The sequence below is a fragment of the Paraburkholderia dipogonis genome, assembly GCF_042680985.1.
Taxonomy (GTDB): Bacteria; Pseudomonadota; Gammaproteobacteria; order Burkholderiales; family Burkholderiaceae; genus Paraburkholderia; species Paraburkholderia phytofirmans.
On sequence record NZ_JBHUFR010000006.1, the window covers coordinates 140,674 to 155,135 of the forward strand.

A 14,462-nucleotide genomic window follows, 5' to 3' on the forward strand; every position below is an offset into this window, starting at 1 on the left:
CGGTGGTGCGTTGAATCGGGCGACTCATTGCCTCGTCGCCCGATTCAATCGCTCAACCGTTCTTCCAGGCAGCCGCCATCTCCGCCGCGAAGTCTCGATAGGAGCGCGGCTGCCGGCCGAGCAGCGTCGCGAGATGATCGATTTGCGCTTGCGATGCGACCGCGCCGTCCTGCTGATAGCGGTTCATCATCAGACGCATGTCGTAGACGAGCCAGCCTGGCGCGGCTGCTTTCAAGCGCTGTTCGAGCACGTCGAGGTCATCGCCGCCGTAGCGCACGCTGCGTCCCAACGCTTCAGCCCAGATCGACACCACGGTCTCCGAGGTGATCGCATCGGGGCCGACCAGTTCATACGTCTCGCGCGGCAAGCGGGTTGCGGACCGCTCGCGGCGCAGCAGTTCACGCCCGGCGGCCTCGCCGATATCGCGCACGTCGACCATCGAAATACCTTTGGCGCCGATCGGCATACCGTACACGCCATGCGTCAGCAAAGGCTCTTTCTGGCGCACGTCGTTCTGGATGAAGTACGCAGGACGCAACACGGTGGCCGGCAGATCGCAGTGTTCGATCATGCGTTCGACCGTGTGCTTGCCGGTGAAATGCGGCACGTCGACATACTCGGCGCCCTTGAACACCGACAGATACACCACGCCTTTCACGCCGGCTTCGCGCGCCACGCTCAGGGTCTGCAGCGCTTGGGTCAGTTCGTCCGGGGCGTTCGGCGCGAGCAGGAACAGCGTGCTGACGCCGTCCATCGCACGGCGCAAGCCGTCCACGTCGGACAGGTCGCCTTGGACTGCGGTGACGCCGTTCGGGAATTGCGCTTTTTCCGGCGAACGAGTCAGCGCGCGAACTTGCGCGCCGCCGCCTGCCAGAAGATGTTCGAGAACCTGCTTGCCGACTACGCCTGTACTGCCGGTTACGAGGATTGCCATGATTTTCTCCTTGGGTTGAATGGGCTGCGTGTCAGCCCGTAGACACACAATAGATGTTCCATTTAAGTAGCGAAAGTGCAAAAATTCAGACACCTCGTCTCATATTTGGAACGATTATGGATTTGACGTCGCTGGCCGATTTCAATGCGGTTGCGCTGCACGGCGGCTTCGGCCCGGCCAGCCGGGCGCTCGACCGTCCCAAGGCCACGCTGTCGCGGCGTGTGGCGGAACTGGAAGAAACGCTTGGCGTGCGGCTGATCGAGCGTGGCTCGCGCACGCTGCGGCTGACCGAGGAAGGTCTCGTGCTGCACGAGCGCACGCGGGGATTAATGGCGGAGATTCAGGAGGCCGGCGAGGCGGTAGCGTCGCGCGCGCCGGTGCCGCGCGGACGATTGCGGATCAGCGCGCCGGTCGTGTTCGCGCACGTGGTGCTGGTGCGGATCGCGACACGTTTTGCGTTGGCCTATCCGCAGGTCGAGCTCGAAGTGGTCGCGGAGGACCGCATTGTCGATCCGGTGGAAGACGGCTACGACATGGTCATCCGCATCAATCCTGCGCCTGACCAGCAACTGGTGGGCCGGCGCATTCTCGGCGACGAACTGCTTCTGGTCGCTGCACCCACGATGTCGATACCTCCATGGGCCGCGGGCGATGCTGCCGCGTTGGCGGTGTCCGCGGTCGTGTTGGTGGCGGCATCGGCGAATGCGATGTGGCGCGTGCGCACGGAAAGTGGTCTGAGATCGCTCGCGCCGATGCCGGTGCTGCGGCTCTCGTCGCTGCTGATGGTGCGCGACGCGGTGCTCGATGGAGTGGGCGCGGCGATGTTGCCTAAATTGCTGGTCGAGCAGGATGTGGCGGCGGGACGGCTCGCTTGTTGGGGTGTGGCGGATGGACCGCCGGTCGAAATCTGGGCGCTATACAACTCGCGGCGCTTGCTGAGCGCGAAGGTGCGGGCGTTCATGGATCTGCTGCAGGACTTGCCGGGACGCGAGTGCCAATAGGCCGATGCAGGTGCCGATTGCGGCTTGCTTTTGCAACCGGCGCCCACCTCGCAATCTCACCTGGGCCGTCGCACCGCCCGTACCTTGCCGCTGCTTCCGCCGCCGCAAAAGAACCGGTCGCCGCCATCGGACTCAAGTCCCGACACGCTGACCCCAGAGGGCATCTCCAGACGCTCCTGAACTTCGCCGGTGCGCGGATCGATGCGCCGCAATTCGCTTTCGTCGCCTTCCCACGTGCCATGCCACAGTTCACCGTCGACCCACGTGACGCCGGTCACGAAGCGATTGGACTCGATGGTGCGCAGAATCGCCCCCGTCTGCGGATCGACCTGATGGATCTTGCGCTCCCGATACTGTCCGACCCACAGCGTCCCTTCGGCCCACGCGAGCCCCGAGTCCGCACCGCCGCCCGGCGCGGGAATGGTGGCGAGCACGCGGCCGGTTTTCGGATCGATCTTCTGGATACGGTCCTCGGCGATCTGGAACAGATGCTCGCCGTCGAAGGCCGTACCGGCGTGCGCGGCGACATCGATCGAGCGGACCTGCTTGCCGCTTGCCGGGTCGAACGCGTTCAACGCGTCGCCCGTTGCGAACCAGACGTGCTGGCCGTCGTACGTCACGCCATGCACGCGTTCCATGCCCTCGAACGGTCCGTACTCGTTGATGATTTCGGCGGCTGATCGTTTCATGACTTGTCCCTCGTGGTTTTCGTGTTGCCATCCTAATCAATCGGCAATGGAGCGGGGAGTAACAAGGTCGTCGTGAATCCTGGCATGGGCGGCGTCATCCAGCGACGCGCCCGACCTCGGCCCAGCGACTGCACCTTGTCCTGCGCCGCGAGCGTATCGAGGGTTCGCTGCACGGTGCGCTGGCTCGCGCCGAGCGCGAGCGCGAGGGCCGAACTCGACCACGACTCGCCGTCCGCAAGCAAGGCAAGCACGGGCGCATATTTGTCCTCGACAGGCCGCGCCAGCACGACCACCTCTTGCCCATGCCGCGGCACCAGCGCGAACCCGCGCCGCGTCGCGCTCACGCCGGCCACGGTGCGCAGCACCGAACGCAGCCGCCCGAGTTCGACCCGCAGGCGCGCGCGATGCGATTCGTCGGCGGCCTTGGCCCTGAAGGCTCGCGCGACCAGCACGTCGCGCGATACGTCGTCAGGCCATGCTTCGGCCAGCGCGCGGGCGAGCACGAACAAGACCGGCCGGCTGGCGAGCGAGATCACCGTCCCCGCGTCGCGCACCACGTGACGGCAAGCATCCACGATCAATGCTTTCGATACCAGCAGCGCTTCCACCTCGTCGAGCAGCAATGGACGTTCTTCGCCGCGCGCGAGCAGTCGCGCCGCCGGTGCGTTCAGAACGAGCGCGGCATTGTCGACCTCCGCCGTCAGAGCAGGGATGCTCGCGAGACTCGCCGCTCGCCGGGCTCGCTCCAGTGCGGCGCGTGCCGCTTTGGTCTGAAGGCGGCGCAGCGCGACACCGGCCACCACCAGTTCGTGCGCGGTTCTCAAAGCCGGCGGAAACGGCGCAGGGTCGAGCCCGGCGAGCGCGCGTTCGGCCTCGTCGAGATGCCCGATCAGCAGCAGGCGCCGCACCGCCAGATAGCGCGCATGCGCGGCGTTGAGACGGTCGCCATGCGCTTCTAGTGTCGCGCGTGCAGCTTCCAGTGCCTTCGTGGGCCAGTTGAGATCGCGCGAGGCGAGTGCGATCTCGGCCTCGGCGACGACACATCGCGCACGGGCCAGCGGTTCTCGCGCACCGAAGGCACGCGCGGCGCTTCGCAAGAGCGCCTTGGCCCGCACCAGATCGCCGAGCTGCGCCATGGCGATGCCGCGCAGCGCGAGCGCGGGCGCGTCGTCGCGCAAGGCGACGCGATTCAGCGCGCCGAGCGGATCGCCCGCGGCGAGCGCGCGCGCCGCCGCCGTGACTAGCGAGTCCATCGTCGAGTTGAATCACGCCACACTTGTCACTCCCGTCGTTCGCAGCCCGGGGCTAATCTAGCACGACCCACCCACAGCACTTCGCATAGCGAAGCAAGGAGGCAAGCATGACGACGAGACACAGCATCGGCACACGGGAAGAATGGCTGGCCGCGCGACTCGAACTGCTCGAAGCGGAAAAGACGCTCACGCGGCAGAGCGACGAACTGGCCCGCCAGCGGCAAGCGCTGCCTTGGGTTCGAATCGACAAGGCATACCGTTTCGAGACCGATGAAGGCAGCGCCTCGCTCACCGATCTCTTCCGCGGACGCTCGCAGTTGCTCGTCTATCACTTCATGTTCGGCCCCGACTACGCCGCGGGCTGTCCCTCGTGTTCAGCGGTCGCCGATGGGTTCAATGGTTCCGTGGTCCACCTGGCAAATCACGACGTCGCCATGACGGCGGTATCGCGCGCGCCGCTCGCGAAGCTGCAGGCTTACAAGCGGCGCATGGGATGGACGTTCCCGTGGGCGTCGTCGGCGGGCAGCGACTTCAACTTCGACATCAACGTCTCGTTCACCGAGCAGCAGCAGCGCGATGGAAGCGTCGAATACAACTACCAGCGCGGCGGCCATGCAATGGATGCGACACCGGCGCCGGCGCCCGTGGTCGAGTTCGCGACCGCCTGCGGAACCGACGCGCCCACGTATTCACTCGACAGGCCCGGCATGAGCGCGTTCGTGCTCGAAGACGGCGCCGTCTACCACACGTATTCCACTTACGGACGCGGTGTGGACGCGCTCTGGGGCATGTATCAATGGCTCGATCGCGCGCCCAAAGGACGCAACGAAACGGGCGTGTGGTGGCGCCGGCATGACGAATACGAGAAGCACTGAGCCAGCGGCGGGGCGAACGCGGGGCGTTCGCTCAGGCTCATTCGTTTCCCGCAAAGGGTTTGTCTCTACACAAAAGATGCACGCGCTTGCCGATAAATGAATCGGGTGGTCGCACTCACGCAACAGCGCGCCGATGCCATATCGGCAGCTGTTGCCATGGCGCGGCCTGGCTCGATCATTCGATACCGACGTGGGGCGCGTGCATGGTCCGATTCAGTTTCACACAGAAGCTCTGGCTGCCGCTGGTCGTCAGTCTCGTGGCACTTCTCGCCGTTTCGGTGTCGGCGGCGTGGCTGTCGCGGCAGACGCGCATCGAGGAGCGCAAAAACGATCTCGTGAACGTGGCGCATGTCGGACTCAGCATCGTGACCGAATACGCGGCGCTGGCGCAAAGCGGCGCGCTTAGCGAAGCGGACGCCCGCCGGCAGGCGCTCGAACGGCTGCGCGGCATCCGTTACGGCGAGGACGGCTATTTTCTCGTCATCGATTCGACGCCGCGCATGGTCATGCATGCGATGAAGCCTGCGCTGAACGGCAAGGATCTCGCCGGAACCGCGGATGCCGACGGCCGTCACCACTACGTGAGCTTCGCCACGGTCGCGCAGAAGCCGAACGGCGGCTTCGTCGATTATGTGTTCCCGCATCCGCAGGATCCGCCTTCGGCCGCGGTCGGCAAGATCGGCTACGTGGTGCGTTACGCGCCGTGGGACTGGATCATCGCCACGGGCGCTTACGTGGATGACATCGACGCCGCGTTCAAGGAGTCGCTGTATTTCGTCGGCGGAATCTTCGCGGTCGTGGCGCTGCTGCTGTCGGCACTTGTCTCGCTGACCAATCGCAGCATCCGGCGCACGATCGGCGGCGATCCGGTCTACGTCGCGCAAGTGGCCGGCGAAATCACCCGTGGCAACCTCGCCATTCCCATCAACCTCCGTGACGGCGACGAGTCGAGCCTGCTGCACACCATGCACCTTATGCGCGACGCGCTCGCCCACACGATCGAACAGATCAAAGGCGCGGCCGACAAAGTGGCGACGGGCGCGCGCGAGATTGCCGGCGGCAACACGGATCTGTCGGCGCGCACGGAGAATCAGGCGGCATCGCTCGAAGAAACCGCGGCGAGCATGGAGCAAATGACGGCGATGGTCCGGCAAACGGCGGAGAACGCGCAGACAGCGAGCCAACTGACCGCGGGCGCGGAGCAGATCGTCAATCGCGGCGGCGAGATGGCGGCGCAAGCGGTATCGACGATGCAGGAGATATCGACGGAATCGCACAAGATGGTGGAGATCATCTCGGTCATCGAAGGCATCGCGTTTCAGACCAATATTCTCGCGCTGAACGCGGCGGTCGAAGCGGCCCGGGCCGGCGATGCGGGGCGTGGTTTCGCGGTCGTCGCCGGCGAGGTTCGCACGCTCGCGCAGCGTAGCGCGGCGGCAGCGAAGGAAATCCGCGCGCTGATCAGCCACGCGGTGGACAAGGTCGGGACCGGCGCCGAGTTCGTCGGGCAAACCGGCGCGACGATTCACTCCGCGCGCGAGGCGATTGCGAAAGTCTCGGGCGTCATGCGCGATATCGCGGCGGCGGCCGCCGAGCAGAGCGCCGGCATCGATCAGGTCGGCGACGCCGTCGCGCAGATGGATAGCGTGACGCAGCAAAACGCGGCGCTGGTCGAGCAGGCCGCGGCAGTGGCGCAGACGCTCACCGAACAGGCGAGGCTGCTGCAGGTGTCGATCAGCCAGTTCAACTTGCAGCAGCATGGCGCTGACCAAGCGTCCGGGCCGTTGCGCGTCCACAGGCCGGCAGCGGAAGAAGCGCGCGGATTTGCAGCCGTCGTTTGAGCCGTCGTTTGAACGTTATGCGGTGCCACGCGCGCCTGAACGTTCTGAATTCACAGCGCTGAAAATTGCAAACCGGCTCAGGTCTGTTATGTTCGCTGCTGGGCCGTTCAACGCCCTTTCACATTCCACTCGTGATGCGGCGATGGGCGTCCTCATTCCGCAGCATACGTTCGACATGCCCATGGAGGATTGCATCTGGTCGGTGCCGCGAAAACTCAACTCGACAAGCCGCGACGAACCTCGGATCCGGTGGCGCGGGTCGCCGCCTGGAGCCGTCGCGTAGGCGGGCGCGCGGGCGTGGCAGGCGCGGCGCTGCTATTTTGCTTGCAGAGCGTGGCGGCCTCCGATGGCGGCGCGGGCACCGTCACGCTGTACGGCGTGCTGGACACCAGCCTCGAAATAACCGACCCGGGGTCCGGCTGGACTCCACGTCTGGACTCGGGCGCCTATCGCGGTTCGCGGGTCGGCTTGCGCGGTAGCGAGCCGCTCGGCAACGGCACCGATATCATCTTCACGCTGGAAAACGGCTTCAGCTCGACCGACGGCACGCTTCAAACCCCCGGTGTTCTATTTAACCGACAGGCGTGGATTGGCGCGCGCAACGCCTGGGGCGAAGTGCGTTTCGGCCGGCAATATTCGCCCATCTATATCCCGTTCAAGGGCGACCTCGATGCGTTCGGCGCCGGCACGATCGCGTCCGGGCTGAACAACCTGTCGAAGATCACGCCGTACGCCAGCAACGCGATCGCGTATTTCTCGCCGGTCGTCGGCGGCTTCAGCGCGACGGTGATGACGGCCACGCGCGATCCTTCGGAGAACGACGGCAACGGCATCGACGGATACTATGTGACCGCCGCCTATCAGCTCGACAACCTCAGGCTGCTCTACGCGCGACAGCAGACGCACGGCGCGGGCGCGCTGCGGGCGAATCTCGGTGGCGCGACCTACGCGATCGACAAGGTGCGCGTATGGCTCGCGTTCTTCAACGGCGACGGCGGCACGCCGCTCTATCACGGCGCTGGCGGATCGCTTTCCGCTCAGTACAGTTTTTCTCCGAGTGCTCGTGCGTCGCTAGGCTATGCGCACGTGCGCGACTACACCGGCGCCGGTGCGAGCGCCGACCAGTTCAGCGTGGCGTTCGAATATAACTTTTCGCGAAGTTTGCTGTTCTATTTCAGCGGGGCCTATCTCGCCAATCACGACGATGCCAGCTTCACCCTGCGCGGCGTCAACGTGACCGGGCTGCCGGTCGCGTATCCCGGCGCGCCGGTCAAGGGCGTGCAGCTTGGCGTGCTGGAGCGGTTCTAATTTGCGGGAGTAGAGTGATCGCCGTTGCGCCGCCGATAAGCGTTTGGCTGATCCGCTGTCATTGCGCCGGCGGCGTGCCGACTGCCGCGCCGGCATCGGTACGCGGCGCCACACGCCAGACCGCATTGCCGACGTCGTCCGCCACCAGCAGCGCCCCGCGTTTATCCACCGCCACACCGACCGGCCGACCGACCGCGTGACCGTCGGCGGTCAGGAAACCGCTCAGGAAATCTTCCGGAACGCCTTGGGGTTCGCCTTTGACGAATGGCACGAACACCACCTTGTAGCCGCTATACGGCTTGCGATTCCACGACCCATGCTGACCGACAAAAGCGCCGCCTCGGTAATGCGCCGGGAACAGCGTCCGATCGTAAAAAACCAGCCCGAGCGATGCCGTGTGATTGCCGAGCGCATAGTCCGGTGCGATGGCCGTGGCGACCAGGTCGGGGCGCTGAGGTTTGACGCGCGTGTCGATATGCTGGCCGTAATAGCTGTAGGGAAAGCCGTAAAACGCGCCGTCTTTCACGGCCGTCATGTAGTCGGGCACGAGGTTGTTGCCTAGGTCGTCGCGCTCATTGACGGCTGTCCACAGGGCGCCGCTGTCGGGCTGCCAGGATAGTCCGTTGGGGTTGCGCAAGCCTGTCGCGAAGGGGCGCATCTGGCCCGACGCCACATCGAATTCGAGAATCCGTGCGCGGTCCGCTTCGGCGTCGGCGCCGTTTTCTCCCGCGTTGCTGTTCGATCCCACCGTCACGTAGAGATGCTTGCCCGAACGATCAGCCAGGATGTTTTTGGTCCAGTGATGATTGATCGGCCCAGCCGGCAGATCGGCCACCTTCACGCCAGGCGTGTCGATGCGGGTCGCGCCGGGCGTGTAGTCGAAGCGCAGAATGGCGTCGGTATCGGCGACATAGAGCTGATTGCCGATTAGCGCCATGCCGAACGGCGAGTGCAGGCCACTGAGGAACACGGTCTGCTGATCGGCGACGCCGCTGCCGGTGGTATCGCGCAACATCACGATACGGTCGGGACTCGGCGTGCCCGCTCCCGCGCGTTTCATGACCTGTTTTCTAACCCAGCCGAATATGCCGCTACCTTCGTCGTGCTGCTCGGGGGCATTGCTTTCCGCCACGAGCACGTCGCCGTTCGGCAGTGTGTAGAGCCAGCGCGGATGAGTCAGCCCGCGGGCGAATTGCGTCACGGCAAATCCGTTTGGCGCGATTGGGAGAAAGCCGGCGCCCGCCAGCTGGACGGGCGCGATATTGACCGTGGTCATCAACGACGATTCCGGCGCCGGCAATACCGGTGACGGGCCAAAGCCGGTATCGGCGGGGCTCGACGGACCTGCCGCGCACGCGGCGAGCGGCAGCAGCATGAATAAGGCAAAGCGGTTCAATTGACGCATCCCGCGCTCCGGACGTTGAAGATGCACGACTTATCTTCGGTGAGTGCAGCAAGATGCTTGCCTGAAATCGGAAGCGCTCAACCTGTCAGTGCGTCGACCCCTGGAACGTCATTACTTCATCTCTCAAGGGAATGCGCCGACAGGTTTTGCAGGGTTTCCGGGCCTCAAGACCTATCCTCATTAAACCCCGAGCTCAGCGCTCTGCGGGGATCACTTGTAGAAGCGGTTCGGGCGTCAGGGCGATCTCCCCGGTAAAGGGCCGATCGTGAGCAAGGATGAGCAAGATGGTCGTTGCGAATACAGCGGAAAACAGACCGATCGCTACGGCAGATGCCAGCCGGTTTTCACAATGAACCAACGCGATCGCGAACAGCAGGCAGACGCCCAAAAATATCAGGCATGCCCATTTGACGCCGTTTACTTGAGTTCGGCTAATCAGAATCCGCTCGCGACGGGCTTCGAGTGCCTGTCGCAAGGATGCCACCACCTCCCGCTGCGCTGTCTGCTGTCCGGGCGTATCCACGGCTAGAGAAAGCGCGGACTGAATTGCCTTGTTCAACGACGGAGGACTGATGTTGAGCGTAACGACTCCCCTCGCCATCAGCGGCCATTCGGTCGTCGCCGTGTATTGGATATAGTCTCGTACGAGCTTTCGCAACTCGACCTGTGATTCTTGCGGCAGAACGGCAGACATGACAACGATCGAGCGTAGCGCACCGGCTTCCGTGTTGACCGCGGCAGTGGCGCGAGCCGTGTCGTTCCAGACTTGCGCGGCAGTAAATGCGATGAAGAGACCGAAGATAATGCCGATTGGAGAAAGCAAGGCGGGGGAAATCGCCCCGTATGACCGGCCATGCTGGCCGCCAGCGAGCATGGCAGTGATGACATGAAGCGCTGCGCCCGCGAGAAATGTCGCGCCGAAGGCGACGAGTGTCATCAGCCATATGGGCAGATTGTGCAACCATGTGCTCATCATTGCGGCTTCCTCCACGCGCGGCTTGACTTGACGGCTGTATCTATTGAATGCAGGTGAATCGACGCGCTCAACCAGACCACAGGAGTCAATCAACAGTCTGTACGCGCGACCACGAACCGTCGCAAGAACCGGCCGGACAGATCTCGTCGCAATTGAAGCTGCACCTTGTTCCGACAGGCGCGTGAACTCGGAACTTCGATAGAAGACGAAGAGCGGCCAGTTGCTGACACTGCCGAGTGACATCAGACCTGCAGGGGTGCGTGTCGGGCGGCACGACGCTTGAAACACGGGTGAGGCCACGGCCCTCAATCATGACTTCTCCGATTCGCGGAGAACCGCGAGCTGGACCGGCGCGCCATCGAAGCGCGCGGCTCCATGCTCGTCGGCTCGGTGCGTCCGCTGTTCATACCGGCCAGCCTGCCGCGGCAGCGGGCAAGCAGAGCCTGCCACGTCGGGACTATGCTAGCGCTTTCGTCCACTTCGAGGAGCAACTGATGACTCAGACAGCAGGTTCGATGATCACCTTTAGCCGGCCCGACGGCCAGCAGATCCAGGGCTATCTCGCCAAGCCGCAGAAGCTGGAGGGTGCGCCCGCCATTGTCGTGATTCAGGAGTGGTGGGGCGTCAACGACCAGATTCGCGGCGTGGCCGACCGGCTCGCGCAGTCCGGCTATCTGGCGCTGGTGCCCGATCTCTTCCGAGGCAAAACGACGGTGGAAGAGGAAGAAGCCCACCATCTGCTCGACGGGCTCGATTTCGGCGACGCCGCCACGCAGGATGTGCGCGGCGCTGTCCAATATCTGAAGCAGCACGCGACGAAGGTCGGCGTGACGGGTTTTTGCATGGGCGGCGCGCTGACCTTGCTCGCGCTCTCCAATATCCCTGAGGTGTCCGCCGGCGTGGTCTGGTATGGCTTCCCGCCGCTGGAATATATCGACGCATCGAAAATCAAGGCGCCGCTGATCGGTCACTGGGCGACGCAAGACGATTTCTTCGTGTCTGAAACGGTCGACGCGCTGGAAAGCAAACTGAAGGAAGCGAACGTCGATGTCGAGTTTCATCGCTATCTCGCACACCATGCGTTCGCGAACGAAACGGCCGTCGGCCCGGGCCGTATTCCGAGGACGCAGTTCGATCCGGTTTGGTCGCAATTGGCCTGGGATCGGACGCTGACGTTTTTCGGCCGCACTTTGTGGAAGTAGGCGGCTCGCTCGACGTTTGAGGCGCGTACCGAACCGCGCCGGCGAAGACTCAGTGCGTGCCGCCATACATGGGCGGCACGCCACAGACTCTTCCCGGCGCAATCGCAAACGGAATCGGGTTTACAGAATCAAAGCTTCGAACCGCCGTCGACATGCAACGTTTCGCCGGTAACCCACCGTGCGGCATCCGAGGCGAGAAAGGCCACGGCGCCGCCGATATCATCCGGTTGCGCCACGCGTTTGAGCGCCTGCATACCCAGCGTCGCCGCGCGCCCTGCGTCGGTCCTGGTGAAGTTCGACATATCGGTTTCGACCACACCCGGCGCGATAGCATTCACACGAATGCCACGTTCACCGAGCGCGGCGGCGAAATGCTTGACGAGCGTATCGACCGCGCCCTTGGTGGCGGCGTAGGCCGACAGCGTGCCGACCGCGGCGCGCGCCGCGAGCGACGACAGCAGCACCACGCTGCTGCCCTTGCACATCACCGGCAGCAACTGCTGCACGAGGAAGTAAGGCGCGCGCACGTTCACGGCGAACAGATCGTCGAAATCCTCGACGGTCGTGTCCTCGATGCTGACGCCCTTCGAAATGCCGGCGTTGGCCACCAGAATATCCAGCCGATGGCCGATCACGGCGCGCACCTGTTTGGCGAGCGTATGCGGGCCGTCCGCCGCGCGCAGATTCGCGGCGACTTTCTGCGCATTGCCGCCGGCCGCGCGAATTTCCGCGACCACGGCGTCTGCCTCTTTCTCGCCGCTGCTGTAGTGAACCAGCACTTGTGCGCCGGCCTTGGCGAGCGCCAGAGCACTGGCGCGGCCGATGCCGCGTGAAGCGCCCGTGACGAGCGCGGTTTTTCCTGTGAGGTCGTTCATGGTGAAACTCCTTCGAGTCGATTCGAGTGCGAGGCAATCAAGGTGGTGAACGCAGGGCCGTACGCTCAGACCGCGGACCCGCTGTCGGCGAGGAACTGCGCGACGTGGGCCACAAAACGTTCCGGATACTGGTACAGCGAACCGTGGTTGGCGTCGGGATAGATGATCAATTGCGCGTTCGGCAGGTTCTGCTGAAGAATCCACGAGTTGATCGAATAGATGATCACGTCGTGGTCGCCGTTGACGACGAGCGTCGGTTGCCTGAGGGCCTTCAGATAGTCGAACGGGTTCTCGCGCGGCGCGCCCCATTTGGCGAGAGCGGCGAGCTGGGCCGGCGCGACCTTCTCGTTGGCCTCGGGGTCGCGTCCTTCGCTACGCTGGCGGAAGCGCTGCAGGAAGCGGCGGCCGGCAGTCTGGCTCGCATCCGAAGGCGAAAAGTGCACACGCAGCCACAGATGATCCGGGCGCGCATACGCCGCGCTGAAAATCTCCTGAGCCTCGGGCGTCAGCGATTGCATCGCCTCGCCGCTGCGCGGGCCGGTGCCGACCAGGATCACGCGGCGCACCAGGGCCGGTTCGGCGATTGCCAGCGTCTGCGCGATCAGGCCGCCCATCGAGAAGCCCAGCACGTCGACTTGCTCGACGTCCAGTGCCTTGATGAACGCGGCGGCGTTGGCCGCCATTTCTTCGATCGACTCCGGCACCTCGCCGGACGTGCTCGAAATGCCGGCGTTGTTGAACAGGATGACTTCGCGATCCTGCGCGAGGCCATCGGTCACGGCCGGGTCCCAGTGGTCCATCGTCCCGGTGAAATGGATGTTGAACACGAGCGGCACGCCGCCCGTCTTGCCGAAACGGCGATAGGCGAAGCGGATGCCGTTCGCGTCGACATAGCGGGTCGGCGCGGTCTGGTGGGCGTGGCGGGTCGCGGCGGTGTCGTTCGAAGCAACTGTCGTGTTCATTTTCGGTTCCTTGGCGATATAGTTGAAAGGCATGGAGTGCGGGTGCGTGGCGAAAGGCTGCGGAGCTGATTAGTGACCTGTCGTCGCGCTGCATGAGAGGTAATGTAGTGGGGGCTTGTGCAAAGGAAAAAGACTTTGTAGGCTGACGGGCATGCCTGTCAGGCATACCATTCACGGGGAACTGAGCGAGGTTTTATGGAACTCCGACATCTGCGGTACTTCGTGGCCGTCGCCGAAACGGGCAGCCTGACGGTGGCGGCGGAACGGCGTCTGCACACTTCGCAGCCGTCGCTGAGCCGCCAGATTCGCGATCTGGAAGACGAGGTCGGCGCGGAGTTGTTCAGCCGCAGCGCGCGCGGCGTCGAGTTGACCGCGGCGGGCAAAGCCTTCCTCGACCACGCGCGGCTCGCGCTCTCGCAAGTCGACGCCGCCACGGAAGCCGCGCGCCGGGCGGCGCGGCCCTCCAAGCAGGTTTTCGCGTTGGGATTCCTGACCGGCCAGGAAATGACGTGGCTGCCGCGCGCCATGCAGGTGTTGCGCGACGAACTGCCGAATATCGACGTCACCGTGTCGAGCCACTATTCGCCGGACCTCGCCGACGCACTCGCGCGCGGCAAGCTCGACCTTGCATTTCTGCGTGCCGAACCGGGCTTCGATCTGGACTATCGGGTGGTCAGTAGCGAGAAGCTGATCGTGCTCATGCCGAGCGATCATCGCCTCACCGAGCGCAGTGCGATCCGCCCGGAGGATTTCGCCGGCGAGACCTTCATCATGGCGTCGAACAAGGCGCGCGTGCTGCACGATGTGATCCAGCGCTATCTGGACGAAAACGGCATCACGGTCGCGCCCGGGCATGGCGTCGACAACCTGGCCATGGCGATGTCGCTGGTCGCCTCCACGCGCGGGCTCGCGTTGATGCCCGAGTATGCGACCAACCTGCTGCCGTGGTCGGTGGTCAGCCGGCCGTTGGAAGGCGAGACGCCGACCGTCGATCTCGTGATCGGCTATAGCAGGTCGAATACATCGCCGGTGCTGAAGCTGTTTCTGTCGAGGGCCGACGAGTTGATGGCGCATGCCGGTGGCGAACCGCGCTGAGCCGGCGGGTTTACCTATACTCCTGTCACTCTGCAAGGCCGCCACT

At 64.3% G+C, this 14,462-nt stretch carries 13 protein-coding genes; 6 read left to right on the forward strand and 7 right to left on the reverse strand.

The window, feature by feature from the left end; translation table 11 throughout:
• Positions 1 to 52 precede the first annotated feature (52 nt).
• Complete coding sequence (locus ACFSNN_RS05265; RefSeq protein ID WP_134460390.1) at positions 53 to 934, reverse strand: NmrA/HSCARG family protein; 882 nt, start codon at positions 932 to 934, stop codon at positions 53 to 55.
• 116 nt (positions 935 to 1,050) lie between these two features.
• On the opposite strand from ACFSNN_RS05265, the gene ACFSNN_RS05270 reads away from it, so the two are divergent.
• Positions 1,051 to 1,935, forward strand: coding sequence for a LysR family transcriptional regulator (locus ACFSNN_RS05270; protein ID WP_134460387.1), 885 nt, complete (start codon positions 1,051 to 1,053; stop codon positions 1,933 to 1,935).
• A 56-nt stretch (positions 1,936 to 1,991) separates the two neighbouring features.
• On the opposite strand, the gene ACFSNN_RS05275 is transcribed toward ACFSNN_RS05270, so the two are convergent.
• Positions 1,992 to 2,624, reverse strand: a complete 633-nt coding sequence (locus tag ACFSNN_RS05275) for a Vgb family protein (protein WP_134460385.1) — start codon at positions 2,622 to 2,624, stop codon at positions 1,992 to 1,994.
• A 32-nt stretch (positions 2,625 to 2,656) separates the two neighbouring features.
• On the reverse strand, positions 2,657 to 3,877 hold the full coding sequence (locus tag ACFSNN_RS05280) for a helix-turn-helix domain-containing protein (RefSeq protein ID WP_134460382.1): 1,221 nt from the start codon (positions 3,875 to 3,877) through the stop codon (positions 2,657 to 2,659).
• 107 nt (positions 3,878 to 3,984) lie between these two features.
• Here ACFSNN_RS05280 and ACFSNN_RS05285 point away from each other — a divergent pair, with 107 nt between their 5' ends.
• The 3 genes from ACFSNN_RS05285 (at position 3,985) to ACFSNN_RS05295 (ending at position 7,901) form a co-directional block, all read left to right on the forward strand.
• Positions 3,985 to 4,752 (forward strand): DUF899 domain-containing protein, encoded by a 768-nt coding sequence (locus tag ACFSNN_RS05285; RefSeq protein ID WP_134460380.1) that lies wholly within the window; start codon positions 3,985 to 3,987, stop codon positions 4,750 to 4,752.
• Positions 4,753 to 4,955: 203 nt separating this feature from the next.
• Positions 4,956 to 6,593, forward strand: a complete 1,638-nt coding sequence (locus ACFSNN_RS05290) for a methyl-accepting chemotaxis protein (RefSeq protein ID WP_134460377.1) — start codon at positions 4,956 to 4,958, stop codon at positions 6,591 to 6,593.
• Between the two features lie 249 nt (positions 6,594 to 6,842).
• Entirely contained in the window at positions 6,843 to 7,901 is a 1,059-nt protein-coding gene (locus ACFSNN_RS05295; protein ID WP_134465494.1) for a porin, read from the forward strand.
• 58 nt (positions 7,902 to 7,959) lie between these two features.
• On the opposite strand, the gene ACFSNN_RS05300 is transcribed toward ACFSNN_RS05295, so the two are convergent.
• On the reverse strand, positions 7,960 to 9,306 hold the full coding sequence (locus ACFSNN_RS05300; protein ID WP_134460374.1) for a PQQ-dependent sugar dehydrogenase: 1,347 nt from the start codon (positions 9,304 to 9,306) through the stop codon (positions 7,960 to 7,962).
• 193 nt (positions 9,307 to 9,499) lie between these two features.
• Positions 9,500 to 10,525 carry a bestrophin-like domain gene (locus ACFSNN_RS05305; RefSeq protein ID WP_244322885.1) on the reverse strand — a complete coding sequence of 342 codons (1,026 nt, stop codon included), beginning with the start codon at positions 10,523 to 10,525 and terminating at the stop codon, positions 9,500 to 9,502.
• Positions 10,526 to 10,776: 251 nt separating this feature from the next.
• Between ACFSNN_RS05305 and ACFSNN_RS05310 the strand changes: the two genes are divergently transcribed.
• Positions 10,777 to 11,484, forward strand: coding sequence for a dienelactone hydrolase family protein (locus ACFSNN_RS05310; protein WP_134460371.1), 708 nt, complete (start codon positions 10,777 to 10,779; stop codon positions 11,482 to 11,484).
• Positions 11,485 to 11,612: 128 nt separating this feature from the next.
• Here ACFSNN_RS05310 and ACFSNN_RS05315 read toward each other — a convergent pair whose 3' ends face one another.
• Positions 11,613 to 12,359 (reverse strand): SDR family NAD(P)-dependent oxidoreductase, encoded by a 747-nt coding sequence (locus ACFSNN_RS05315; protein WP_134460368.1) that lies wholly within the window; start codon positions 12,357 to 12,359, stop codon positions 11,613 to 11,615.
• A 65-nt stretch (positions 12,360 to 12,424) separates the two neighbouring features.
• Positions 12,425 to 13,321, reverse strand: coding sequence for an alpha/beta fold hydrolase (locus tag ACFSNN_RS05320; protein ID WP_134460366.1), 897 nt, complete (start codon positions 13,319 to 13,321; stop codon positions 12,425 to 12,427).
• 195 nt (positions 13,322 to 13,516) lie between these two features.
• On the opposite strand from ACFSNN_RS05320, the gene ACFSNN_RS05325 reads away from it, so the two are divergent.
• Entirely contained in the window at positions 13,517 to 14,416 is a 900-nt protein-coding gene (locus ACFSNN_RS05325; protein ID WP_134460363.1) for a LysR substrate-binding domain-containing protein, read from the forward strand.
• The last annotated feature ends 46 nt before the right edge of the window (positions 14,417 to 14,462 follow it).

Coding starts and splice junctions, on each gene's coding strand:
- ACFSNN_RS05275 (WP_134460385.1), bottom strand. CDS start 2,624: ATGAAACGATCAGCCGCCGAAATCATCAACGAGTACGGACCGTTCGAG.
- ACFSNN_RS05310 (WP_134460371.1), top strand. CDS start 10,777: ATGACTCAGACAGCAGGTTCGATGATCACCTTTAGCCGGCCCGACGGC.
- ACFSNN_RS05325 (WP_134460363.1), top strand. CDS start 13,517: ATGGAACTCCGACATCTGCGGTACTTCGTGGCCGTCGCCGAAACGGGC.
- ACFSNN_RS05305 (WP_244322885.1), bottom strand. CDS start 10,525: ATGTCACTCGGCAGTGTCAGCAACTGGCCGCTCTTCGTCTTCTATCGA.
- ACFSNN_RS05265 (WP_134460390.1), bottom strand. CDS start 934: ATGGCAATCCTCGTAACCGGCAGTACAGGCGTAGTCGGCAAGCAGGTT.
- ACFSNN_RS05285 (WP_134460380.1), top strand. CDS start 3,985: ATGACGACGAGACACAGCATCGGCACACGGGAAGAATGGCTGGCCGCG.
- ACFSNN_RS05300 (WP_134460374.1), bottom strand. CDS start 9,306: ATGCGTCAATTGAACCGCTTTGCCTTATTCATGCTGCTGCCGCTCGCC.
- ACFSNN_RS05315 (WP_134460368.1), bottom strand. CDS start 12,359: ATGAACGACCTCACAGGAAAAACCGCGCTCGTCACGGGCGCTTCACGC.
- ACFSNN_RS05290 (WP_134460377.1), top strand. CDS start 4,956: ATGGTCCGATTCAGTTTCACACAGAAGCTCTGGCTGCCGCTGGTCGTC.
- ACFSNN_RS05320 (WP_134460366.1), bottom strand. CDS start 13,321: ATGAACACGACAGTTGCTTCGAACGACACCGCCGCGACCCGCCACGCC.
- ACFSNN_RS05280 (WP_134460382.1), bottom strand. CDS start 3,877: ATGGACTCGCTAGTCACGGCGGCGGCGCGCGCGCTCGCCGCGGGCGAT.
- ACFSNN_RS05270 (WP_134460387.1), top strand. CDS start 1,051: ATGGATTTGACGTCGCTGGCCGATTTCAATGCGGTTGCGCTGCACGGC.